Here is a 23,277-nt window from a genome sequence, read left to right on the forward strand (position 1 = left end):
TCCAAAAGATACGAATTATAAGCAGGGAATCAAAACAGCCGGAGCCTAGCGGGAGGGGCGGTAGATGAGCGTGGAGAGGGGTGCCTCCTGGACAAGGGCACGGGCGGCGCGGGCGACCGCTTCCGGCGTGACGGCTTCGATTGCGGCCGTTTTCTCCTCCGGCGTCAGGTAGCGGCCGAAGTAGGAGATGTCGGTGGCCACCTGCGACATCCTGCGCGTCATCTTCTCCATGCCCATGATGTGCGAGCCGAGCAGTTTGTTCCTGGCGGTCTCGACCTCCAGCGGGTCGGGGTCCGTGAGGGCCGGTCCCCGGAGGAGCTTTTCGATGAGCTCGAGCGCGGTTCCGATTTTCGTCGCGTCGGTGCCGGTATAGATGTTCAGCGTGGTGAGGTCGTCGTAGAACGAAACGCTCGAGTAGGCGGTGTAGGCAAGGCCCCGCTTCTCTCGAAGCTCGAGGTTGACGAGCGAGCTCATTCCCCCTCCGAGCATGGAGTTCAAGGCCATCGCGGCGTAGAAGAGTTCGTCGTTGCGGGGGACGGCGGTGCCGAGGACGATCTGCGACTGCGAGATCCTTTTCTTCAGCGTCTTCCGGAACGGCCGGTAGTCTTCTGTGCGGAACGGGATGCGCTGCGCTGTCGGGGGTACCTCTTCCGTCCTGGCGAGGAAGCGTTCGGCGAGGCGCATGATGAGGTCGTGGCGCACGTCGCCCGTCGCGGTGAGGATCATCTTCGAGGGGCGGTAGTGCTCCCGCATGAAGGCCGTGAGGTGCCCCTCTGTCAGCCCCTCCACGCTCTCCTCCGTGCCGAGGATCGGGCGGCCGAGGGGGTGGCGGGGGAAGGAGCGGAGGTCGAACTCGTCGAAGACCATCTCCTCGGGCGTGTCTTCGATGCTTGCGATCTCTTCGAGCACCACCTCCTTTTCCTTCTCGATCTCTCCGGCGGGGAAGACGGGGTCGGTGACGAGGTCCGAGAGCAGTTCGAAGGCGGCCTCCATGTGGCGGCTGAGGCAGCGCACGTAGATGCAGGTGTGCTCCTTGGTGGTCCAGGCGTCGAGATAGCCCCCGTTGCGCTCGATATCGCGGGCGATGTCGAGATAGCTGCGCCGGCCGGTGCCCTTGAAAATGGCGTGCTCGATGAAGTGGGCGAGCCCCGCGGCGTCTTCGGGATCGTCGCGCGATCCGGCTTCGACGAGGATGCCGAGCGTCACGCTCTCAACCGAGGGAACCCGGTCGGTGACGACCCGCAGGCCGCACGAGAGCCGTTCCTCACGGACCGCCGCGTGCTCCGGTTCGGGTGGATGGTGCATCAAAGGGAAAAATTTCGGGTGCTCTGCATTGGAATTGAGAGCAATGTACTTTTTATTCTTATGTTAAAAAACAGCAGAAGCTCCATCGGAGCGCCCCCGTTTCCCGGAGGGCCGAACAATCAAGCCCGTTTCATGACGACTCCGTCCATTGCCATTACCGGGGCGACCGGCTATATCGGTTCGCAGCTCCTCCGCTCGCTCGACTCGAAGGGAGTAACGGGCGTGCGGGTGGTGGCGCGGAACGGTTCCGGCTGCCTTGATGCAGCCGGTTTCGAAGCGGAGGTCGTTCGCGGCGACATCCTGGACCAGGCGAGCCTCGAGGAGGCGTTTACGGGGATCGACACGGTTTTCCACTCGGCGGGGCTCATCTCCTACACGAAGCGCTCCCGGGGGGATCTCTACAGGGTGAACGTTCTCGGCACCCGGCACGTCGTCGACGCCTGCCTCAAGGCGGGAGTCCGGCGCCTCGTCGCCGTCAGTTCGATCGCCGCTGCGGGGGCGAGCGCGGACGGCTCGCCGGTGACGGAGTCGGCCCAGTTCCAGGACTGGCAGCACCGGAACGGCTACATGGAATCGAAGCACCTGGCCGAGCTCGAGGTGCTGCGCGGCGCGGCCGAAGGCCTCGAGGCCCTTATGGTGAGCCCGGGCGTCGTCATCGGCCGCGACGGCGGGAACCCCTGCTCGCGGAGCTCGTCGAACGAGGTGCTCCGCCTCATCTACGAAGGGCGCATTCCCCTGCACCCGGCGGGCGGCACCGGGTTCGTCGACGTCCGCGACGTGGCCGAGGCCCTGGTGGCCGCATGGCAGCGCGGCAAAAGCGGCGAGCGCTACCTTGTGGTGGGACACAACCTCGCTTTCGGGGAGCTGTTCGGGCGTATCGGCACCCTCCGGGGCGCCAGGACGCGCCGCCCGGTTCCTATTCCGCGTGTTCTCGGGCTCATGGCGGGCGTCGGCGGAGAGCTCTACTCGCTCATGACGGGCCGCCCCTCGTTCATCAGCATGGAGGCCATCCGCCTTGCCGCGCGCATGGCCTCGTACAGCAATACGAAATCAACGGAGGAGCTTCAGGTCACCTACCGGCCGCTTGAAGAGACTCTTCTAGGCGCAGTAACCTGAGAAGGGCCGGTTTTTCTCCACCTTTACCCCATACGTACCATGGATACACCCAAACCCGCAGCGGCCGCCGCAGGCATCGACCCGGCAAAACTCAAGCAGCTGAACCTCGCTGTCGACGCCCTTGAAAAGCAGTTCGGAAAGGGTGCCATCATGCGCCTCGGAGACGACTCCATCATACAGGTCCAGGCAATCTCGACCGGTTCGATGACGCTCGATTTCGCCCTCGGCGTCGGCGGCCTGCCGAGAGGCCGGGTGACCGAGATCTACGGCCCGGAATCCTCCGGCAAGACCACCCTCGCGCTGCACGTCATCGCCGAGGCCCAGAAGGCCGGAGGCATCGCCGCCATCGTCGACGCCGAGCACGCTTTCGATCCCACCTACGCCCGCAAGCTCGGCGTGGACATCAACGCGCTCCTCATCAGCCAGCCCGAGTCGGGCGAGCAGGCGCTCTCCATCGTCGAGACCCTTGTTCGCAGCGGAGCGGTCGACGTCGTCGTCGTCGACTCCGTGGCCGCGCTCGTGCCGCAGGCCGAGCTCGAGGGCGAGATGGGTGACAGCGTCGTCGGCCTCCAGGCCCGGCTCATGAGCCAGGCCCTGCGGAAGCTCACCGGCGCCATCTCCAAGTCGAGCAGCGTCTGCATCTTCATCAACCAGCTGCGCGACAAGATCGGCGTCATGTACGGCAGCCCCGAAACCACCACCGGCGGAAAGGCGCTCAAGTTCTACTCCTCGGTCCGGCTCGACATCCGCAAGATCGCACAGCTGAAGGACGGCGACGAGATCATCGGCAACCGCACCCGCGTGAAGGTCGTCAAGAACAAGGTCGCCCCTCCCTTCCGCATCGCCGAGTTCGACATCCTCTACGGCGAGGGTGTTTCGGTCATGGGCGAGCTGATCGACCTGGCCGTGGAGTTCGGCGTGGTCAAGAAGGCCGGATCGTGGTTCAGCTACGGCTCCGACAAGCTCGGCCAGGGACGCGAGGCCGTCAAGAAGGCGCTGCGCGAAGATGCCGAGCTGTTCGCGAAAGTCCAGTCGCAGGTCCGCGACCTCATGCTCGGCAACCCCGAAGCCCTGCAGCCCTGAAGCAATGAAGATCGGCGCCCTCGACATCGACCGCCCGGTCATCCTCGCCCCCATGGAGGACGTGACCGACCGGGCGTTCCGCCAGCTCTGCAAGCGTCACGGGGCCGACATCGTCTATACGGAGTTCGTCAGCGCCGAGGCCCTGCGCCGGGGTATCGAGAAGACCATGCGCAAGCTCAAGGCGGACGAGGTCGAGCGGCCGCTGGCGGTGCAGATCTTCGGCAGCACGGTGGAGTCGATGGTCGAGGCGGCCGTGATCGCCGAAGGGTTCGAGCCCGACTACCTCGACATCAATTTCGGCTGTCCGACGAAGAAGGTCGCCGGCAAGGGCGCCGGCGCCGCGCTTCTCAGGGAGCCCGAAAAGATGGCTGCCATCGCCGAGGCGGTGGTGAAGGCGGTCCGGCTGCCGGTGACGGCAAAGACCCGGATCGGCTGGGACCACGACTCCATCAACATCCTCGATGTGCTCCGCCGCCTGGAGGACGCCGGCATCCGCGCGCTCGCCCTGCACGGCAGGACCCGCAGCGACATGTACAAGGGGAAGGCGGACTGGGGTTGGATCGCCGAGGCAAAGCGCCATGCCCGCATCCCGCTCATCGCCAACGGTGATGTGTGGAGCCCGGAAGACGGCGTGAGGATGTTTGAGGAAACCGGAGCCGACGGCATCATGATCGGGCGGGGCTCGATCGGCAACCCCTTCATCTTCAATGCGACGAAGCATCTCCTGCGGACCGGCACGCCTCCTCCGCCCCCGGGGTTCCGGGAGCGCATCGGGGCGGCCGTCGAGCATCTCGAGCTTTCGGTGGCGTTCAAGGGGGAGAAGTACGGCTCGCTCGAGATGCGCCGCCACTACGCGACCTACCTGAAAGGGCTGCCGAAGGTGTCGGTGGTGCGCAACAAGCTGGTGCGCGAAGAGGACTGGCGCGTGGTCCGCTCCATCCTTCTCGACTACCGCCTGGAGTGCGAAGGCTATGAACGGGAGGGGAGGATCCGCGAGCACGCGGAGTACCTCAACGACCATTCCGATAAACTTGTGTTGAACTACAAAGCATCGAACAAAACCATATGAGCAGTTCCCAGAAACCCTGCCGTGTCGCCATCCTCGGCGCGACCGGCCTCGTCGGCCGCACCATGCTGCAGGTCCTCGAAGAGCGTAACTTCCCTGCAACCGAGATCGTCCCGCTCGCCTCACGGCGCAGCGCCGGCCAGACGGTCACCTTCCAGGGCAGGGAGTTCGTGATCCGCGAACCTTCCGCCGAGGCCTTCCGCGGGGTCGATATCGCGCTCTTCTCTGCCGGCGCCTCGGCGAGCCGCGAGTGGGCGCCGGTGGCGGCGGCCGAGGGCGCCGTCGTCATCGACAACTCGTCGGCCTACAGGATGGAGGAGGGGGTTCCGCTCGTCGTCCCGGAGGTGAACCCGGAGGCGATCTTCCGGCTCGACGGCACGGCGGAGAAGATCATCGCCAACCCCAACTGCTCGACCATCCAGATGGTCGTCGTCCTCAAGCCGCTGATGGAGCGCTACGGCCTGCGCCGCGTGATCGTTTCCACCTACCAGTCGGTCACCGGCAAGGGCAAGGCCGGCCGCGACGCGCTCGAGAGCGAGCTGGCCGGCGAGAGGCAGGAGGAGTTCACGCACTTCCACCAGATCGCCTTCAATGCCGTTCCGCAGATCGACGTCTTCACCGACAACGGCTATACGAAGGAGGAGATGAAGATGGTCAACGAGACGCGCAAGATCATGGGCGACCCGTCGCTCAGCGTTTCGCCGACCACCGTGCGCATCCCGGTCTACGGCGGCCACGGCGAGTCGCTGAACATCGAGCTGGAAAAAGGGTTCGATATCGGGGAGGTCAAGGCGCTGCTCGCAGGCTCGCCCGGCATCGTCCTGCAGGACGATCCTTCCGCGCGCGTCTACCCCATGCCGCTGACCTCGTATGAGAAGGACGAGGTGTTCGTCGGACGTATCCGGCCCGACTACTGGCACCCCAACACGCTCAACCTCTGGATCGTCGCCGACAATCTCCGCAAGGGCGCGGCCACCAACGCCGTGCAGATCGCCGAGGTGGTGCTGGCGGGAAAACCCTGAGTCAGCCGAGCGCCTGGATCGCCGTCATGATGGCGACGAGGGCGGAGGGTGAGGAGGCGACGCTCTTCGACATGCCGCTGACGGAGATGGTCGGCGGCAGCGCCTGGGCGGTGGGTTCGAAGCCGCTTTCGTGCTTGATCAGCTCCCGCATCGCCCGGTCGGCAAGCTCTCCCCTCAGCTGCACCGGCGTGCCGGCCGGAAGACCGGCTTCGCTCAGCTCCCGCAGGGCGAAATAGCGGCTTTCGTCACGGTTCCGCACCTGGCGGTGCGAGAAATGTTCGACGGCGCCGCCACTGGCCACGAGCAGCAGCAGGTGGCCGCTCTCGAGCTCGAGCAGCACCGTAGGCTCCGCACTCAACTTCGACATGCCGACCGCCGTTTTCACGGGAGTGCTCTCCAGGCTGAGGCCATGCCGCTCCTCGAAGGCCCGGGCAATGCTTCCTCGCGCGGCTTCCGGCCAGAACACGAGCAGCTTCCGCTCGTGCGCCCCCTCCTCCGCCTCTGTCGTGAACGGGAGGATGTCGCAGCGGTAGCGGTCCGGTTCGCTGAGGAAGTAGGACGCCTCGAGCCGGCTGCAGCCCGCGCACTCTTCGGCTGTCGCCCCGGCAGGGAAGAGAGCCGGAAGCGGATGGTAGGTGTCGTAAGCGACGGTGAGGGCGAGGGGTTCGCCAGCCCATTTGGCGGCATGCGCCGCAAGGCGCTTCAGCGTCCGCTGTCCCTTCGGCGAGGTGAGCTCCCTGAACCCGGCCGGAACGGTGCGGCACCCGCTGAGGATGAAGCCGTCACCGCCGCTCGTCTTGAGCCGCACGACGCTGCTTTCGAGGGCGTCTACCGCGCAGGCCACCATGCTTCTGCTCATTGTTCGAGTATCAGGTGCTTTTTGAGGATTTCGAGTTTCTTCGTTCCTATGCCTTTCACTTCGAGAAGCTTCTCATAGGAGTCGACGCTTCCTCCATGCTTCTCCCTGAAGTCGATAAGCCGCCTTGCCATGACCGGGCCGACGCCCGGGATCTGCTGCAGTTCCTCGAAGGTGGCGCTCCGGAACGGAACGGTTCCGGTGAAGGGTTTTTTCGCACTTCTCCGCGCCGTTTTGACGAAGCCGCCGGCATCCTTTTCGAGGGCCATGCTCTCCCGTACGGCTTCCTCCACGCGGCCCTCTTCCAGCAGGGCGAGCTTGAGCAGGCTGTCGGCCTCCGCATCGCTGAAAACTGCGCTTTCGGCCCGCTGCCGGGCGTCGCTTTCGAGCTCCACGGCGTGCATCTGGCGGAGGACGCCGCCGAGCACGAGGAACGCGAGCAGGGTGGATACCATGAGGACTTCCGCCCTGGTCAGGCTGAGTTTTTCCGATAGTTTGTCAACAACGTGCATGCCGGCGGGGGTTGGTCTGTTCCAAGATACGAAGATTCAGCGAAAGACTCGCTTTACGCGTCCGGAGACGGCGCAGAGGAGCTCGTAGCTGATGGTGCCTGCGCGATCGGCGAGCTGGTCGACGCTCATGCCGCCGGCCCCGAAAAGTACGGCCCGGTCTCCGATCCTGACGTCGCTTTCTTCTCCGAGGTCGACCATGATCTGGTCCATCGTGACGGTGCCGACCTGCGGGTAGGGCCGGCCGTTGATGGCGACGGTTCCCCTGCCGGAGAGCGCGCGGTGGTAGCCGTCGGCGTATCCTGCCGCAATGGTGGCGATCCGGCGCGTGCCGGGGGCGCTCCAGGTGCGTCCGTAGCTGATGGTGGTGCCGGCCCGGACGGTTTTCAGGAAGACCACCCTCGCCTCGAGCTGCATGACCGGGCGGAGACCGAGCGTCTCCTCGCTTTCCGCGGAGGGTCGGGCCCCGTAGAGGAGGATGCCGGGGCGGACCATGTCGAGGGTGGCCCCGGGCTCCGATAGGATGGCTCCGCTGTTGGCCGCGTGCTTCAGGACCGTGCGTCCGGAGGCGTGCTCGTACTCCCGGCAGAACGCCGTGAAGGCTTCGAGCTGGCGGCGGGTGAAGGCCCGCTCGCCGGTGCTGTCGGCGAAGTGGGTGTAGATGCCCCGGAGCTCCACGTGCGGGCAGCGGGGGAGTTCGCAAAGCACCTGCAGCGCCTCTTCGGGCGGCAGGCCGAGCCGGCCCATCCCGGTGTCCACCTTGAGCTGCACGCCGATGGTCCTGCCGGCGGCCGATGCGCTCTCTTCGGCTGCCCGGAGGTTCGAGATGCCGCAGAGGGTCATTTCGATATCGTGCTCCAGGTAGTGCGGGATCTGCGAGGGCAGCGGCGAGGAGAAGGCGAGGACGGAGGCGGAGGGCTCGAGTCCGCCGCCCCTGCGGAGCTCCAGGGCTTCGCGGATGTTGGCCACCCCGAAGTGGCTGACGCCCTCTTCCTCAAGCGCGCGCGCGACCTCCGTGGCGCCGTGGCCGTAAGCGTTGGCTTTCACGACGGCCATGAGCGGCACGCCGGCCTTCTTCCGGACGAGGCGCGCGTTGTGGCGAAGGTTCGCAAGCGAAATGACCGCTTCAGCCATGGGCTCGGGTGTGTCGGGGTGCATTGGCGTCGGGCGCTCTCTAGGGGTTGACGGATTTTTTGCAAGGTATCAAAAATAATGCGGATTTTCACCGGTACGGCAGGCCGTCGCACGATCCGTCGCCGCAGAAAAAGGAATAATTTGACTACCTTGAATGCATCCGGCGGCGCTTTTTCCCGCCGGGCGGAGGGTTCGTCCGGGGGTTTTGTGTATTTTCCCCTGAATCCCGCGGGGAGGCCGTTGTGCCGCTCCCGCATCCACCACTGCCGACAGCTTAGATATTACAATGGCCAACAACGATATTCTCGGACTCAAGATCCAGACCCCGACGGTGCTCCTCAGCCAGATGCCCCGCCAGATGCAGGCGAAGGTGATGGCCAAGCTCGAGTACCTGAACCCCGCCTGTTCCCACTATTACCGGGTGGCGGCGGCAGTGGTGCGCGACGCCGAGGAACGCCGGCTCATCCATCCCGGCATGACACTCGTCGACTGGACCTACGGCAACAGCGGCATCGCCCTGGCCATGGCGGCCGCCAGCCGCGGCTACAAGGTTCTCCTGGCAGCTCCTGACAAGATTTCGCGCGAGAAGCAGGACGTGCTCCGCGCCATCGGGGCCGAACTGGTCATCACCCCGTCCGATGCGCTGCCGGGCGAGGCCCGCAGCTGCATGAACGTGGCCGAGAGCCTTGTGCGCAACCTCCCGAACGCCTTTTTCGCCGGCATGTACGATCACCCGATGAACGTCGAGGTGCACCGCGAGGCGACCGGACCGGAGATCTTCGAGCAGACCGACGGGACGGTCACCCACGTGTTCGTGCCGATGAGCTCGGCCGCCATGGTCTCCGGCGTCGGCCGCGCGCTCAAGGCCCTGAACCCCGCCATCCGGGTAATCGGGGTCGAGCCTCTGGGCTCGGTGTTCAAAGGGCTCCTGGAGAAGGGCGAGCCCGGCGTTCCGGCCTATTCCGAACTCGAGGAGATCGGCGCGCAGAAGGTTCCCGCCTGCTGGGACCCTTCGCAGATCGACGAGGTGGTGCAGGTCTCCGACGAGGACGCCCTGAACTGCGGCCGGGAGCTGCTGCGCACCGAGGCGGTCTTTGCCGGCAGCGCTTCCGGAGCGGTCATGTTCGCCGCCCTTTCGGCAGCCGCAACTCTCGGTTCCGATGCCACCGTCGTCGCACTGCTCAGCGACTTCGGCGGCTACAGCCTCAGCAAGATGTATCGTGACGAGTGGATGAAGAGCCGCAGGCTCTACCGCCGCCAGAAGTCCCCCCTTGAGCAGCTTACCGCTGAGGACATCCTCCGGCTGAAGGCACACCGCGACCTGATCGTGGCCTATCCCGAGAACACCCTTGCCGAGGTGTTCGAGATGATGAAGCAGAACGACGTCTCCCAGCTGCCGATCGTCTCCTACAACGCCCCCATCGGGAGCATCAGCGAAAACCGCATCCTCTCCATTCTCATCGAGAACGACGAGGCGATGAATTCGAAGGTCCTGGGCTTCATGGAGCCCCCCTTTCCGGTCTGCCAGCCGGACGCCGCCATTTCGGAGCTCTCGGAAAAACTCCAGCAGAACGCCTCGGGCGTGCTTATCAGCATGCTCGACGGCAATTTGCAACTCCTTACCAAATCGGACCTTATCGACGCGCTTACGCATAAGTGAGGACGAAGGGAATTATGGGGTTGTTTTTTTGGCCGTATTTACTTAATTAGGCAGTCCTGCGCTTCTCCGGTCACCGCCCGGCCAGTTCCGGCCGCTGCGCCTCCGGATACCATGCCGGCAGAGGTTCCGGCTGCGACGGAGTTCCACTCTGCTGTTCAGTCCACGGCGCAACAACGCAGCAAGATGTTTCATGCAATGAAGGTCGAGTCCAGAAAGAGACAGTTCATATTGGACGGGAAGATCAAGCCCGGGTACTGCGACGGGTGCGGCCAGGTGACCGAGAAGGCCTTCGTCGGCGAATGGATGCCGAGCGACAAGCCGAGGGAGGACGATCCCCTGCTTCCGCCGCCGCCGAAAAAGGGCCGGGAAGGGAAGAAGAAAAAGACGGTGGTCGAGGAGACTCCGGTGCCTGCCGCAGAGAACCAGTACTGGATCCGCTGCATGCAGTGCAACCAGGTGCATCTCCTGCAGGAATGGCAGATCCAGATCGACCGCGAACTGAGTCCCGACGAACTGAAGGCGGAGGAGTGCCAGGTGTACTCCCCGCACGGCATTTACGCCACGGGCGACGCGCTCTACCACAAGGCGCTTGACGAGGTGGGCGTGGTCCGTGAAAAACAGGCGACCGGAAGCGGTTCCTATGTCATTATTGTTGAATTCTGTAAGAGCGGAAAGAAGCAGCTTCTCGAAAACGTGCAGCTGACCCCTGCCAGGGAGAAGAGCTCTGAAAGCATTACGGATATAATCAAGACGAAATTACGGCGGTAAGAGTCCGCCAACGAGCAAGGGGGTGAATTTCATTGGTCAGTGTGCAGATGAACGATAACGAATCCATCGACAAGATGCTGAAGCGCTTCAAGAAGAAGTATGAGCGCGCAGGTGTCCTGAAGGAGTTTCGCAAAAACGCATACTTTGTCAAGCCTTCGATCGACGGCCGCCTGAAACGGTCTCGCAGCAAGCGCCGCGCGCAGCGTGCGAACGAGGAACGCAACTCGTGATTCGAAGCCTGTCAAAGGCATAGCTCAAAGCAGCTCCTCACAAGGGGGGCTGCTTTTTTTTTCGCCACCGTCAATTCCACCCAGATCCATGAGCGTTTTCAAGGGCGAGGTCACCTCGCTGCCTCCCGACAAGTCGATTTCCCACCGCGCGGCCCTCATCGCGGCCCTGTCGGAGGGCGAGACCGAAATCATGAACTTCTCCGCCGGCTTCGACAACCAGTCGACCCTCGGCGTGCTTGCCGCCTGCGGCATCCCGGTCCGCCAGGAAGAGGTCCCCGGGCCCTGGGGCGCCCCGGTGCGTCGGGTGGTGGTCAGCTCCCGGGGGCTCTGGAGCTTCACCCCGCCTGAGGGAGCACTCCAGTGCAACAACTCCGGCAGCACCATGCGCATGTTCTCCGGCATTCTGGCCGGCCAGCCGTTCCAGAGCAAGCTTGTCGGCGACGCATCGCTGATGAAGCGCCCTATGCGCCGCATCGCCGATCCGCTCCGCCAGATGGGCGCCGGGGTGTCGCTCTCGCCGAGCGGCACCGCCCCGGTCGTAATCGATGGCACGAGGGAGCTCAAGGCGATCGAGTACCGCCTGCCGGTTCCCTCCGCCCAGGTCAAGTCGCTCGTCGCCTTCGCCGCTCTGCATGCCGAGGGGGAGACGCGCATCTATGAGCCGCTTCTCTCTCGCGACCATACCGAACTGATGCTCGGGCTGGAGTCCGGGGTGGAGAACGGCGAGCGTGTCATCGTAATCCCCGGCCGCCGGCCCATCGCAGCCCGTCCCTTCCAGATTCCCGCCGATCCTTCGGCCGCCTGCTTCATCGTCTCGCTCGGCCTGCTCGGCCGGGGAAGCGAGATCATGATCAGGGACGTCTGCCTCAACCCGACCCGGGCGGCCTTCATCGACATCCTTGTCCGCGCCGGAGCGGCGATCACGATCGAGAACCGCCGGACGGTCGGCGGAGAGCCGATCGGCGACATCCTCGTCTGCGGTTCTGCCGTGATGGAGCCGCTTTCCATCAGCGACCCCCAGGAGGTGGCCTGGGTGATCGACGAGCTTCCGATGCTCGGCGTGCTCTCCGCATTCATGACGGAGCGTTTCGAGCTCTCGGGCGCCGCAGAGCTGCGCACCAAGGAGAGTGACCGGATCGAGGCGCTCGCCGTGAACCTCGAGCGGCTCGGCTTCCTGTGCCGCCAGGAGCCCGACGGGCTCAGCGTGACGGGCCGTCGACTGCGGCCGGCGGAACCGGTGGTGGTGGAGTGTTTCGACGACCATCGGATCGCCATGAGCTTCGCCGTGGCCGCGAGGGCCTGCGGAGAGCCCATCGAGCTCTCCGACAGTCATGTGGCCGGGGTGTCGTTCCCGAACTTCTTCGAGCTGCTCGAATCCCTGGAGGTTTAGGGGGGCCTCCGGGCCCCGGAGCCGTCAGCTCCCGAGGGCGGCGAGGTGGGTGAGGAGGGCCCTGTTGAAGGCTTCGGGCTGTTCGAGGTTGGAGATGTGGGCGGCTTGCGCGATGATTTCAAGCGTGGAGCGGGGGATGGCTTCGGCCATCATGCGGGCGGTTTCGGGAGGGGTCAGCCGGTCGTTTTCGCCACAGAGGACGAGCGTCGGGCAGGCGATTGAGCGGAGCATCGGGGTGCTGTCAGGGCGTCCCATGATGGCCCGCATCGCTGCCGTAATGACTTCCGGCGCCTGGGCCGTGATCATCGCCTCCGCTTCCCGCTTCAGTTCCTCCTCGGCACCCTCCCTGAAATAGTTCGGCACCATTCTTCTTGCAGCTTCTTCCGAACCATGTTCCTTCACGGCGGAGATGAACTCCGCGCGCGCCGCGGCCGCTTCCGGGGCGTCCGGCTCGGGCCGGGTGTCGGCAAGCACGAGCGAGCGGACCCGTTCGGGATGGCGCCTGAGGAACGCGAAGGCCTGGTAGCCGCCCATCGAGAGCCCGGCGAGGGTGGCGCGCTGCATCCCGACCTGCTCCATCAGCAGGGCGAGCTCGTCGGCGTACTCCTCGAAGCTCCACTCGTCACGTTCTCCGGATCCTTCGATGCCCCAGGCGTTCGGGGCGATTGCCGGGACGCCGGCCGTTTCGAGTGCGCGCAGCTGCGGATGCCACATGGCGGCCGAAAGCGGAAAGGCGTGCAGGAGAAGCACGCCTTCGAAAGGATTGCGGGCGTCGATGTTCACGCCCTGCCAGGTAAGGGCCATCTCAGTTCTCCGCGACTTTCGGCTGGCCCTTGATCTCGCGGATGATGCTGTTGGCCTCGTCGAGGATCTTGCTGGCTTCCTGGCGCGCGGTGTCGATGATCTCCTGCGAGCGCTTCTTGGCCTCGTTGCCGTAGACCTCGCCCTCTTCCTCGCCCTCTTCCTCGCCCTCATAGAGCTCGGCGGCCTTTTCGAGCGCGTGCTTGAGTTTGCCGGAGAGTATCTGCTGGGTGTCGCTGCCCTTGTGGGGAGCGAAGAGCAGTCCCATGACGGTACCGCCAGCCGCTCCGATCAGCGCTCCGAAAAACAGTCCCTTGTAGAATTTGTCCTGCTGTACCATGGCCTGAGATGGTTATGAGGTGGATGGATATCTCTATATGCAAACAATATAGCGATTTTTGCCGTTCCCTCTCCCCTTAGCCCGCCATCATCTCCATGATTTCCCGGCGCGCGTCGACGATGAAGCCGGTGAGATCGGGGCGGGAGAGGAGGCGGAACTTCTTCGTGTAGCGTTCGAAGGCCAGGATGAAGTCGGAACGGAAGACCGATTCGTCGAGGTCGTCGAAGCGGACGTACTCGCCCTCGAGCTCGAGCGAGTAGTGGACGTGCTCCGAGCGGGTGGGGTGGACGCGCAGTTCCTTCAGGTCGCTGTAGTCGAAGATGTCCTTTTTCGAGGGAGGATCGATGAGCACCTCGTGGCCGGCGAGCTCGAGGCCGTGCCGCTCGTTGAGGAACCGGCAGATCCTCTGCTCCGTCTTTCGCCTTCTCGCGCCGTCGCCGTTGTAGGAGAACCAGCGCAGGTCGGCCTCGCCCGACTCCAGGTAGGGCTGCACGGTGATGGCCCGCTTGTAGACCCGGCGCATGATGATGTCGTCGAGGAGGCCCTCCAGGGGATGGCCTTTTCCGCCCATCAGTTCACGCAGCTCGTGCAGCACCCGGTCGTCGGCGTTGGAGTAGAAGAGCTCGCGCAGCGCCGCGGGCTCCAGGAGCCCTTCGGTCGCGATGTCCTGCAGGAGGCGGCGGAGCATGGCCGAGAGGGCGCGGCTGGTGTGGTGCCAGTAGACGTTGCGCATCATCATGTACTTGGCGAACATGAGGCTCTCGAGCGGGGCTATGCCTTTTTCGGTGATGGCGAAGCGTTCCCGCTCGGGGTCCGGCACGAACGACTCGATCAGCCGTTCGATGTCGATGCTGCCGTAGGGGATGTTGCAGTGGTGCGCGTCGCGCATCAGGTAGTCCATCTTGTCGGGATCGAGCGTGCCGCTGATGAGCTTGCCGAACCGGTTTCTGGATCCCTCCCTGATGAGGGTGACGACGGCATCGGCCGACACCTTCCACTCGTCGCGGAGGATCTCGGCGATGGTCGGCACGCCGGGGTGTTCCTCGTGGATGAAGTGCCGGCAGAGCTCCTCGTGGTGCGAAAAGACCGGCTCCCCGCCGGCTACCGGGATCTGGTCCTCGATGATGTGGGCGTGCGGGTAGTGGCCGATGTCGTGCAGGAGGCTTGCGGCCAGGAGCAGCCGGCAGTTGTGGTCGTCGAAGCGGAACTGCTCCCCCTGCAGGCTGAGGGCCAGCGGGTTGGTCAGCATGCGCTGCAGGATCAGCTTCATCAGGTGGTAGACGCCGATCGAGTGCTCGAAGCGGGTATGGGTGGCGCCGGGGTAGACCTGCTGGGAGAAGGAGAGCTGGCGGATCCCCTTCAGCCGGAGGAACGAGGGGTGCGAGATGACCTTTTTCAGGGGGCCGGAGAGCGGAATGTGGCCCCAGATGGGGATGCGGATGAATCCTCCGTCGGAGCGGAATAGCAGGTGTTCGGCGATCATGGGCTCGGGGGGCTTGCCTAGTAGCGCTCGAGGCTGAACTTCTCTCCGAGGTACTGGCGGCGGACCTCGGGATGGCTGGCGATCTCCTCGGGGGTGCCGTGCATGAAGAGGCTGCCGTCGAAGAGCAGGTAGGCGTGGTTGGTGATGGAGAGCGTCTCATGCACGTTGTGGTCGGTGATGAGCACGCCGATGTTGCGCTTGACGAGTCCCTCGACGATCTCCTGGATGTCTTCGACGGCGATCGGGTCGACGCCGGCGAAGGGCTCGTCGAAGAGGATGAACTTCGGGTCGAGCGCGAGGGCCCGGGCGATTTCGGTGCGGCGGCGCTCGCCGCCGGAGAGCGCGTAGCCCATGCTTTTGCGGATATGGGAGATGCCGAGGTCTTCGAGCATCGCGTCGGTCTTCTCCTGGCGTGCCGCCTTTTCCATGTCGGTGAACTCCAGGACCGCAAGAATGTTCTCCTCGACCGTCAGGTTGCGGAAGACGGAGGCCTCCTGCGGCAGGTAGCCGATGCCGAGCCGTGCGCGCCGGTACATCGGCTCCCTGGTGATGTTGCGGCTGTCGAGGAAGACGTCCCCGGCATCCGGGCGCACGAGGCCGACGATCATGTAGAAGGTGGTGGTCTTGCCGGCGCCGTTCGGCCCGAGCAGCCCCACGATCTCTCCCTGGCTGACCGAGATGTTCGAGTCCCGGACGACCAGATGCTTGTTGTAGGCTTTCTGCAGTCCGCTGCAGCTGAGGGTGGAGCTCATGATGTGGCTGTGGTTGCTGTTGCCGGGCCGGGCCCGGGAGTGCGCCGTATGGAAGTCAATATACGAATAAATCCCGCTGCTGTCCTGAGGGCGGTACGGAAATCATGCGCCGCCGTACTTCATGTTGAACGTCTCTTCGCTCATGATGAGCAGGAGCACTCCTTCGATGAAGCCCACGATGGTCGGGATGCCGGTCCAGCAGAAGAGGATGTACATGATGCCCCATCCGATACTGCCGAGGTAGAACTTGTGGATGCCGAGGCTTCCGAGGAAGAGCGCGAAAAGGGCAGCGGCAAGCCGGCTCCGTCCGTTCGGGGCGATGGCTCCGAGGCTGGAGGAGAATGGTGCGGGCCTCTGGCGGACGCCGCATTTCGGGCAGATTTCGGCTTTGGCGCTGATCAGCGCGCCGCATTCGGTACAGTATTTTTCGTCGGGTCGTTTTTCCATCGGTCGCGGTTGTTCGTTCTCGTGTTTCGGGGAAGCGGAGGGCTCACCGGGCGAGGTGGGCGCTACGGGTGAAAATACGGACTCCCTCTTCAAGGGGCAAGACATTTCCCCCGAAGATTGCGTACTTTGGAAGTCGGGCGCCCGTGCGCCGTCGTTTTCTTTTAACAGTTTCAAGCAGCAGGAGCGGATTATGGGCAAGGTGATGCCGTACCGGGGTGTGTGGCCCGAGGTGCATGAGTCGGTCTTCATGACCGATGGGGCCTATGTGGTCGGGGACGTGAAGATAGGGGCGCATTCGAGCCTCTGGTTCAACGCCGTGGTGCGCGGCGACGTCTGTCCGATCCGCATCGGGGAGAAGACGAGCGTGCAGGACAACGTGACGCTGCACGTCACGCACGACACCGGGCCGCTCACCATCGGCAGCAACGTCACCATCGGCCACGGGGCGACCTTGCACGCCTGCACGGTCGAGGACTGGGTGCTCATCGGCATGGGCGCCACGCTGCTCGACGACTGCGTGGTCGAGCCTTACTCGATCGTCGCGGCCGGCGCGCTCGTGCGCCAGGGGTTCCGCGTGCCGTCCGGGATGCTGGTGGCCGGCGTGCCGGCAAAGGTGATGCGCCCCATCACCGAGGATGAGCGGCGGAACATCGTCGAGTCTCCGGAGAACTACGTGCGCTACTCGGCCAACTACCGCGAGGGCAGGGTGCTCGAACAGGCCCGGGAACGGTAGGCGGAGCCGTGCGGGAATCATCGTGTGTTTTCCGGGCTGATTTCGCTAAATTGTGCCGGGCGGCCCGCGAGGCCGCAACGGGGTTCAAGAACGCACTTTCTGAAAAAACTCTCCTTCTCCACCCATGAGTGAACATGATATAGTGATCGTAGGCGGCGGCATCAGCGGCCTCTCCATGGCGTTTTACTGCGCCGAAGCCGGCATGCGGCCCCTCGTGCTCGAACAGCGCCCCGAAGCGGGCGGCTCCTTCTCCTCGCCCCGCTACGGGAGCCGGGGCAGGGAGTTCTGGCTCGAGATGGGCGCACACACCTGCTACAGCTCCTACCAGAACCTGCTCGGCATCGTCGAGCAGTGCTCCATGATGGGGGACATCATCCCGCGGGAGAAGGTGCCCTTCTCGCTCTTCGTCGACGGCAAGGTCAAGTCCCTCGTCTCGTCGCTGCACATCGGCGAGCTCTTCCTTTCGGCGCCGAACCTCTTCCGGCTCAAGAAGGATGGAGAGAGCGTACGCTCCTACTATGAGAAGATCGTCGGAAAACGCAACTACGACGAGGTCATCCGCCACTTCTTCAATGCCGTCCCCTCGCAGCCGACCGACGACTTCCCGGCCGACATGATGTTCAAGAGCCGCGAGAAGCGCAAGGACGTGCTGAAGAACTACACCTTCCGCGAGGGCCTGCAGAGCGTGGCCCGCGCGATCGCCGCCCGTCCGGAGGTCACGGTAGCCGTCTCGAGCGAGGCCGTCGGCGTGCGCCGCGAGGGCGATCGGTACGTCGTCAGGACCGCCGGCGGGGAAGAGCATGCGGCCGCGAAGCTGGTCCTCGCCGCTCCTTCGGCCGTCTCATCGAAACTGCTCGCGGGAGCCGATCCCGAACTCTCGGCGCACCTTTCGACGCTCCGTGCCGCCGAGGTCGACTCCGTCGGCGTCGTCCTGAAGAAGGATGCGCTTTCGCTGAAGCCGGTCGCCGCCCTGATCTCTCCCGGCGACGTCTTTTTCTCGGCCGTCTCGCGCGACACCGTGCCGGACGACGACTACAGGGGGTTCTCGTTCCACTTCCGTCCGGGTCTCGACGACAAGCTGAAGAAGCAGCGCATCACGGAGGTGCTCGGCGTGCCGATGTCGAAGATCGAGCATGTCCACGTGAAGACCAATACGGTCCCTTCGCTGCGCCTCGGCCACCACGAGTGGCTCGGAAAAACCGACGCCCTGCTTGCCTCGAGAAAAGGACTCGCGCTCTCCGGCAACTATTTCGGCGGCATGGCCATCGAGGACTGCGTCAGCCGCTCGAAGAGCGAATGCGAACGCCTGAGGGGGTAGCGGCATGGACGTGACGCTCCGGTTCCGGGAACTCATGGAGGGCGGCTATCTCATGCCGGTACTTCTCGTGCTTGCCTTCCTGCTGCTCTATTTCGGGGCGAACTCCCTCTTCCGGGGTATCGCCGGCAGGATCCGCCGTTCGCTGAAGGGGACGGGTCTTCCGCTCGAGGCGACGGCCACGCCGTTCCGCCTGCTCGTCGAACTCGCCGGGATCTCTCTCGTCCTGCGCTACCTGCCGCTGCCCGAGGGGCTGCTGCCGGTGCTGCACCATCTGCTCCTCATCCTCTCGATCGTCGGGGCCGCCTGGTTCATGATGCGCCTTCTCGTGGTGCTCGAACAGGCCGTCCTGCACCATTACGAGTCGAAAACGCTCGAAAACAGCGCCGCCCGCCGCAAGGTGGCCACCCATGCGAGCCTTGCCCGCAAGATCCTCAACGTGCTCTTCGTCGTACTGGCCGTCTCTTCCGTCCTCATGACCTTCGACACCGTCCGCCAGGTCGGGGTGAGCATCCTGGCTTCGGCGGGCATCGCCGGCGTCATCATCGGCTTCGCCGCCCAGAAAAGCCTTTCGACGCTGATTGCCGGCGTGCAGATCGCCGTCACCCAGCCCATCAGCATCGATGACGTCGTCGTCGTGGAGAAAGAGTGGGGCAAGATCGAGGAGATCACCCTCACCTATGTGGTCGTGCAGATCTGGGACCAGCGCCGGCTCATCGTGCCGATCAGCCGCTTCATCGACCAGCCCTTCGAGAACTGGTCGCGCATCTCCCCCGAACTCCTCGGTACGGTGTTCTTCTACGTCGACTACGCCATACCGGTCGAAAGCCTTCGCCAGGAGCTCGAGCGCACCGTCGCCGCGACTCCGCTCTGGGACGGCCGCGTCGTGAAGCTGCACGTGACGAAGACCACCGAGCGCTCCCTCGAGGTCCGCGCGCTCATGAGCGCGCGCAACTCCTCCGACGCCTGGGAGCTCCGCTGCCTGGTGCGCGAACAGATGGTCGGATTCATCCGTGAGAACTATCCCGCGGGTCTTCCCCGCGTGCGCATGGAGATGGACCAGGGGTCCGCGCCGGTCGTCGAGGGATAAAAAAATGGGTTCTTTGCGCTTTTTTGGCTAGTTTCGCTCTCTGTCGGGAGCGGGGCCGGCGAGGCGTGATTGCCGAGCTGCAGAGGTTCTGCCCGGACTATTTTCAATCATGACCGGAACGGTACAAACGAGGAGGATGCGATTATGGCACAGGCCAAAGCAGGAGACAAGGTAAAAGTCCACTATACGGGAAAACTCGGAGACGGTTCGGTGTTCGACACCTCTGCGGATCGTGAGCCGCTGGAGTTCACCGTCGGCGGCGGACAGGTCATCAAGGGTTTCGATACGGCGCTGATCGACATGAAGCCGGGCGAGGTGAAGGTGCAGGTCATCCCTGTCGAGGAGGCCTACGGCGCGCACTCGGCGGAGCTCGTGACCGACGTTCCGCGTGAGCGTTTCCCTGCCGACATGGAGCTCGAGATCGGCCAGCAGCTGCAGGTCGGGCTTGCCGACGGACAGCAGGCCATCGTGATGGTCGTCGACCTGAAGGAAGATGCGGTGACGCTCGACGCCAACCACCCGCTCGCCGGTCAGGAACTCACCTTCGAGATCGAGCTGGTCGAGATCGCCTGAAGAAGGATCAGGGCCGTTCCTCCAGAAGGTAGACGGCATCGTTCCGGCGGAGCAGAGGACACTTCAGGGTGACGGTGTCGCCCTTCGAGGCCGCCGGAGATCCCTCCATGTCGTTGGTGCGGAAACCTTCCGCGATGAAGGTTTCCACACCGGTGAGGGGGCCCTGCACCGAGAGTTTCGCCCCCTTTTCGAGCCTCCCCGCATGGATGAGGATCTCGGCAACCCCCGCCTTTGGATAGTACTTCACCACCTTTCCCAAATAGGTCTTCTGCTCGAGCGCCTGCGATCCGTAGGAGTCCGCCCAGGCCTCCATCGGCCTTCCGAAGTAGAACCCGCTGGAAAATCCCCGGTTGTAGACCTTTTCGAGCTCCCCTTTCAGCCGTCCGGTAAGCTCGCCGTAGCGGGCCCTGAACCCGGGCTTGCCCCGCTCTTCCATGCAGCAGTCGATCGCGGTACGGTAGGCGCGGGTCACCGTTTGCACGTATTCGGGGCTGCGGTTCCTCCCCTCGATCTTGAACGCTCCGATCCCGGCGTCCGTCAGCCGGTCGAGGAACTCCACGGCGCAGAGGTCTTTTGGACTCAGGACGTAGCCCGTTCCGAGTTCGAAGCTCTTGTCTTCCTCCGGGTCGGTGATGACGTAGCTTCGCCTGCAGGGCTGGACGCACTCGCCGCGGTTGGCCGAGCGCCCGAAGAGCTCCTGGGAGAGGAAGCAGCGGCCGGAGACGGCGACGCACATCGCCCCATGCACGAAGCACTCGATGGTGACCGGCAGCCGTTCGGCCTCCGCCGTTCGGACGAGCGCTTCGACCTGTTCGATCGTGAGCTCTCGGGCCGGGACGACCATCGTGGCGCCGAGCGCGGCGAAGTGGCGCAGGGCGGCGCTGTTGCTCACCGAGGCCTGCGTCGAGAGGTGGAAGGGCATCGACTCCCTCCGGCAGGCCTCGATCACTGCCGCGTCCCAGCAGATGACGGCGTCGAGGCCCGCGGCACGGGCCGAGCGGACGTAGTCATAGACCATCGCGAGCTCGCTGTCGTAGACGGTGGTGTTCAGGGCAAGGTAGGCCCGGGCGCCGTAGCGGTCCGAGAGGGCGCGCACCGCCGGGAAGTCCGATGCGGTGAAGCTCTCGCTTGCGGCGCGCATGTTGCAGCCGTCGGCGCCGAAGTAGACGGCGTCGGCTCCCGCCCGGAGCGCGGCCTGCATGGAGGCCCGGCTGCCGGCCGGGGCGATCAGTTCGGGTCGTTTCATCTGCATGGGGGTGTTCTCCTGCCTGCTTTCGTCTCCTGGTTCCTGATGCTCGAGGGGCCGCCATGCGGCGGCCGGTATGGGATAATAGCGAATAAGGCGTTAAATTCGACAGTCCGACCGTTTTCGGGGCGGAGGAAGCCCTCTTCCCGCCGCCTGCCATTTTTCCCCGGGTCTCCCTATGAACGACCGCCTCTTCGCTTCGCTCCTTTTCGCCCTCTCCGGGCTCCTTGCCGTCGCTGAGCTCGCGCTCCTCTTTTCGGCGTCGCTCCCGCCGGATCTTCCGGTCCTCTTCCTCTCGCTCGCCCTCTCGCTTGCCGGCATGCTGTTTTCGGCGCGCCTTTTCCTCGGCTCGCGCCATGCCGTGGAGTCGGTTTCGGCGCGCCGGAAGAGGGCGATGCGGGACGAGATGATGCGCGAGCGGCTCGAGGGTTACCGCTCGGACGAAGAGTTCCGCGGCGGCGCCTGCGGGGATGGCGGAAAGCCCTCGATCGAGCGCTCGGGCGCTTCCGGCCTCGAAGGGTTCTCGCTCGACATGGAGGGGTTCCGGGAGTACATCGGCCGCTCGATGGGCGAGGGGGGAAACGATGGGGACGAGGATGGCATTTCGGTCGAGCTCGACAGCGACGCCCTGGCCCGCAGCGGCGGCACCATGCCCTCCGACTTCTCCCACGATCCCTCGTCGGTCATGGCCAGCCTGCGCCGGGCGGGAGGCAAGCCGTGAGAACTCCCGGAGCAGAGGCCGCGAGCCGCGCCCTCCTCAAACGCCTGGCGCGGCTCCATCAGCGCAAGTACCGTGACGAGTCGGGGCTGTTCCTTGCCGAGGGGCTTCGCACCGTCCGGGAGCTGCTCGAGCAGATGGCCGATCCCTCGATGCTCGACTGCCTCGTCTGCACCGAAAGCGGCCTCCTGCAGCTGCCGGAGGCCTCCCGCTCCGCCCTCCCGGTCTTTCTTGCCGGCGAGGCCGAGTTCGCCGCGCTGGCCGGCACCCGCTCTCCCCAGGGCGTGCTCGGGGTGTTCCGCCAGCCCTCCTTTCCCCCGCCGCACGAACGGGACTATCCTGCCACCGCGCTCGTCGTCGTGCTCGACGGGGTGCAGGATCCCGGCAACGCCGGCACGATCCTGCGCACGGCGGCCTGGCTCGGGGCCGACGCCCTTCTTTCCGGGCCCGGCACGGTCGACTTCTACAACCCCAAGAGCGTCCGATCCTCGGCCGGCAGCCTGTTCTCCATGCCGCACACCCGCACCGACGATCTTCCCGAAGCGCTTGGCGCGCTCCGCAGCCTGGGTTTCGAGATCGTCTGTTCCTCGCTCGAGGGCATCGACTTCCGCCGGTTCGGGGCGTGGCCGGAGCGGACGGCGCTCGTCATCGGCAACGAGGCCAACGGCGCCGAGCGCCGGGTGCAGGCCATGGCCGACCGGCTGGTGAAGATCCCCCACGGTGACGGACGGTCCCGGGTCGAGTCGCTCAACGCGGCGGTCTCGGCGGCGATCCTTCTGGAGCGCATCCTTCTCTCGCCCCTTCCCCCTGCCACCCTCTAGACCAGCAGCGCCGGATAGTCGAGCTCGCTGACGAGCTCCAGCACCACCTCCTTTTCGAGGTGCATCTCGTCGGAGAGGACGAGCAGGCCCGAGTCGGCCATGCGGATGAACTGCGCCAGCGTTTTGGCGTCCCCCGGCCTCAGGTGGTGGAACTCCGCTTCGACGCCCCGGGCGGAGAGCTCCGCTTGCAGCGCCTCCTCCATGTGCAGGGACTCTCCGGGGTCGCCGGCAAGGACCAGCACGTTCAGGAGGCCGCCTTCTGCCGAGAGGGCGAGGGCCGCCTCGAGCGCCCGCCGTGAGCCTTCCGAGCCGTCGTAGAGGAGGAGCAGCGGCCCCGCCGTCCTGAACCCGTGGCGCATGAGGAGCAGCGGTCGTTTGCCTTCGCGCAGGGCTTTTTCGGCTGTGGAGCCGAGCCTGCGGCGGCAGGTGGGCGAGCGCCCGCTGCGGCCGAGCACGAGCAGGTCGCTTTCCGTCGAGGCCGCCACCACCGCTTCCGGCACCATGCCGCGGCAGGTGGTGAAGGAGTGGCGGATCACGCGTTGGCCGATTGCCCGGATCAGCGCCTCTTCGGCCTCCCTGGCCTGCCGCCGCACCGCCTGTTCGAGTTCGGAGGGCTCCATCGGGCGGGCTTCGCTGCTGTAGGGCCGGATCTCGCTGCTGCAGGGCAGCGCGGCGAGCCGGAAGAGGTTGTCGTCTTCGACGAAAATTCCCCGAAGCTCGGCCTCCATGCTGAGGGCCAGGTCCCGGGCGGCCTCGATCGAGGCGAGGCTGTGGGGGGAGCCGTCGATGGCGACGGCGATGCGGCGGATGATCATGGTG

The 23,277-nt window shown here is 65.0% G+C and carries 25 protein-coding genes; 14 read left to right on the forward strand and 11 right to left on the reverse strand.

The window, feature by feature from the left end; translation table 11 throughout:
* Positions 1-45: 45 nt before the first annotated feature.
* On the reverse strand, positions 46-1,305 hold the full coding sequence (locus tag E0L29_RS06105; RefSeq protein ID WP_131356328.1) for a pitrilysin family protein: 1,260 nt from the start codon (positions 1,303-1,305) through the stop codon (positions 46-48).
* A 132-nt stretch (positions 1,306-1,437) separates the two neighbouring features.
* On the opposite strand from E0L29_RS06105, the gene E0L29_RS06110 reads away from it, so the two are divergent.
* The 4 genes from E0L29_RS06110 to E0L29_RS06125 are packed head-to-tail and all read left to right on the forward strand — an operon-like array spanning position 1,438 to position 5,592.
* Entirely contained in the window at positions 1,438-2,421 is a 984-nt protein-coding gene (locus E0L29_RS06110; RefSeq protein ID WP_131356331.1) for an NAD-dependent epimerase/dehydratase family protein, read from the forward strand.
* 39 nt (positions 2,422-2,460) lie between these two features.
* Positions 2,461-3,504 carry a recombinase RecA gene (gene recA, locus E0L29_RS06115; protein ID WP_131356334.1) on the forward strand — a complete coding sequence of 348 codons (1,044 nt, stop codon included), beginning with the start codon at positions 2,461-2,463 and terminating at the stop codon, positions 3,502-3,504.
* A 4-nt stretch (positions 3,505-3,508) separates the two neighbouring features.
* Positions 3,509-4,573 (forward strand): tRNA dihydrouridine synthase DusB, encoded by a 1,065-nt coding sequence (gene dusB, locus E0L29_RS06120; protein ID WP_131356337.1) that lies wholly within the window; start codon positions 3,509-3,511, stop codon positions 4,571-4,573.
* The gene (locus E0L29_RS06125; RefSeq protein ID WP_131356340.1) at positions 4,570-5,592 is read left to right on the forward strand and encodes an aspartate-semialdehyde dehydrogenase; all 1,023 of its coding nucleotides are present in this window, start codon (positions 4,570-4,572) and stop codon (positions 5,590-5,592) included. The genes dusB and E0L29_RS06125 overlap by 4 nt, the downstream gene beginning before the upstream one ends.
* A gap of 1 nt (position 5,593) precedes the next feature.
* Here E0L29_RS06125 and E0L29_RS06130 read toward each other — a convergent pair whose 3' ends face one another.
* From E0L29_RS06130 to alr, 3 genes are read right to left on the reverse strand one after another with little or no spacing between them, the layout of a single operon-like run.
* A complete protein-coding gene (locus E0L29_RS06130) occupies positions 5,594-6,451 on the reverse strand; it encodes a hypothetical protein (RefSeq protein ID WP_131356344.1) in 858 nt (285 codons plus the stop codon).
* Positions 6,448-6,960, reverse strand: coding sequence for a helix-hairpin-helix domain-containing protein (locus E0L29_RS06135; protein WP_131356347.1), 513 nt, complete (start codon positions 6,958-6,960; stop codon positions 6,448-6,450). The genes E0L29_RS06130 and E0L29_RS06135 overlap by 4 nt, the downstream gene beginning before the upstream one ends.
* A gap of 36 nt (positions 6,961-6,996) precedes the next feature.
* Positions 6,997-8,091: an alanine racemase gene (gene alr / locus E0L29_RS06140; RefSeq protein ID WP_242664298.1), complete on the reverse strand. Its 1,095-nt coding sequence runs from the start codon at positions 8,089-8,091 to the stop codon at positions 6,997-6,999.
* A gap of 286 nt (positions 8,092-8,377) precedes the next feature.
* Here alr and E0L29_RS06145 point away from each other — a divergent pair, with 286 nt between their 5' ends.
* The 4 genes from E0L29_RS06145 (at position 8,378) to aroA (ending at position 12,139) form a co-directional block, all read left to right on the forward strand.
* Positions 8,378-9,751 carry a pyridoxal-phosphate dependent enzyme gene (locus E0L29_RS06145; protein WP_131356355.1) on the forward strand — a complete coding sequence of 458 codons (1,374 nt, stop codon included), beginning with the start codon at positions 8,378-8,380 and terminating at the stop codon, positions 9,749-9,751.
* A gap of 195 nt (positions 9,752-9,946) precedes the next feature.
* Positions 9,947-10,519: a hypothetical protein gene (locus E0L29_RS06150; protein WP_131356628.1), complete on the forward strand. Its 573-nt coding sequence runs from the start codon at positions 9,947-9,949 to the stop codon at positions 10,517-10,519.
* A gap of 32 nt (positions 10,520-10,551) precedes the next feature.
* Positions 10,552-10,749, forward strand: coding sequence for a 30S ribosomal protein S21 (gene rpsU / locus E0L29_RS06155; RefSeq protein ID WP_131356358.1), 198 nt, complete (start codon positions 10,552-10,554; stop codon positions 10,747-10,749).
* Between the two features lie 88 nt (positions 10,750-10,837).
* Positions 10,838-12,139 (forward strand): 3-phosphoshikimate 1-carboxyvinyltransferase, encoded by a 1,302-nt coding sequence (gene aroA / locus E0L29_RS06160; RefSeq protein WP_131356361.1) that lies wholly within the window; start codon positions 10,838-10,840, stop codon positions 12,137-12,139.
* A gap of 24 nt (positions 12,140-12,163) precedes the next feature.
* On the opposite strand, the gene E0L29_RS06165 is transcribed toward aroA, so the two are convergent.
* The 5 genes from E0L29_RS06165 to E0L29_RS06185 all read right to left on the reverse strand — a co-directional run bounded on the left by E0L29_RS06165 (position 12,164) and on the right by E0L29_RS06185 (position 15,962).
* Positions 12,164-12,943 carry an alpha/beta fold hydrolase gene (locus E0L29_RS06165; protein WP_131356364.1) on the reverse strand — a complete coding sequence of 260 codons (780 nt, stop codon included), beginning with the start codon at positions 12,941-12,943 and terminating at the stop codon, positions 12,164-12,166.
* Between the two features lies 1 nt (position 12,944).
* Complete coding sequence (locus E0L29_RS06170) at positions 12,945-13,280, reverse strand: YtxH domain-containing protein (RefSeq protein WP_131356368.1); 336 nt, start codon at positions 13,278-13,280, stop codon at positions 12,945-12,947.
* Between the two features lie 76 nt (positions 13,281-13,356).
* A complete protein-coding gene (locus E0L29_RS06175) occupies positions 13,357-14,763 on the reverse strand; it encodes an HD domain-containing protein (protein ID WP_131356371.1) in 1,407 nt (468 codons plus the stop codon).
* 17 nt (positions 14,764-14,780) lie between these two features.
* Complete coding sequence (gene lptB, locus E0L29_RS06180; protein WP_131356374.1) at positions 14,781-15,515, reverse strand: LPS export ABC transporter ATP-binding protein; 735 nt, start codon at positions 15,513-15,515, stop codon at positions 14,781-14,783.
* A gap of 102 nt (positions 15,516-15,617) precedes the next feature.
* Positions 15,618-15,962, reverse strand: coding sequence for an NINE protein (locus E0L29_RS06185; RefSeq protein ID WP_131356377.1), 345 nt, complete (start codon positions 15,960-15,962; stop codon positions 15,618-15,620).
* Between the two features lie 190 nt (positions 15,963-16,152).
* Between E0L29_RS06185 and E0L29_RS06190 the strand changes: the two genes are divergently transcribed.
* From E0L29_RS06190 to E0L29_RS06205, 4 genes are all read left to right on the forward strand, one after another.
* Entirely contained in the window at positions 16,153-16,695 is a 543-nt protein-coding gene (locus E0L29_RS06190; RefSeq protein WP_165498836.1) for a gamma carbonic anhydrase family protein, read from the forward strand.
* A gap of 124 nt (positions 16,696-16,819) precedes the next feature.
* Positions 16,820-18,013: an FAD-dependent oxidoreductase gene (locus tag E0L29_RS06195; protein ID WP_131356380.1), complete on the forward strand. Its 1,194-nt coding sequence runs from the start codon at positions 16,820-16,822 to the stop codon at positions 18,011-18,013.
* 4 nt (positions 18,014-18,017) lie between these two features.
* A complete protein-coding gene (locus E0L29_RS06200) occupies positions 18,018-19,100 on the forward strand; it encodes a mechanosensitive ion channel family protein (RefSeq protein WP_131356383.1) in 1,083 nt (360 codons plus the stop codon).
* Between the two features lie 144 nt (positions 19,101-19,244).
* Positions 19,245-19,673 (forward strand): peptidylprolyl isomerase, encoded by a 429-nt coding sequence (locus tag E0L29_RS06205; RefSeq protein ID WP_131356387.1) that lies wholly within the window; start codon positions 19,245-19,247, stop codon positions 19,671-19,673.
* 7 nt (positions 19,674-19,680) lie between these two features.
* Here the strand turns inward: E0L29_RS06205 and E0L29_RS06210 are convergent, their stop codons facing one another.
* Positions 19,681-20,925 carry a peptidase U32 family protein gene (locus E0L29_RS06210; RefSeq protein WP_131356391.1) on the reverse strand — a complete coding sequence of 415 codons (1,245 nt, stop codon included), beginning with the start codon at positions 20,923-20,925 and terminating at the stop codon, positions 19,681-19,683.
* A gap of 172 nt (positions 20,926-21,097) precedes the next feature.
* On the opposite strand from E0L29_RS06210, the gene E0L29_RS06215 reads away from it, so the two are divergent.
* Positions 21,098-21,640, forward strand: coding sequence for a hypothetical protein (locus tag E0L29_RS06215; protein WP_131356394.1), 543 nt, complete (start codon positions 21,098-21,100; stop codon positions 21,638-21,640).
* A complete protein-coding gene (locus E0L29_RS06220; RefSeq protein ID WP_242664299.1) occupies positions 21,637-22,458 on the forward strand; it encodes an RNA methyltransferase in 822 nt (273 codons plus the stop codon). Before E0L29_RS06215 ends, E0L29_RS06220 begins: the two co-directional genes overlap by 4 nt.
* Here E0L29_RS06220 and E0L29_RS06225 read toward each other — a convergent pair.
* A complete protein-coding gene (locus tag E0L29_RS06225; protein WP_131356638.1) occupies positions 22,455-23,273 on the reverse strand; it encodes a universal stress protein in 819 nt (272 codons plus the stop codon). The genes E0L29_RS06220 and E0L29_RS06225 overlap by 4 nt on opposite strands.
* Between the last annotated feature and the right edge of the window lie 4 nt (positions 23,274-23,277).

It is taken from the genome of Chlorobium sp. N1 (assembly GCF_004332115.1).
Taxonomy (GTDB): Bacteria; Bacteroidota; Chlorobiia; order Chlorobiales; family Chlorobiaceae; genus Chlorobium.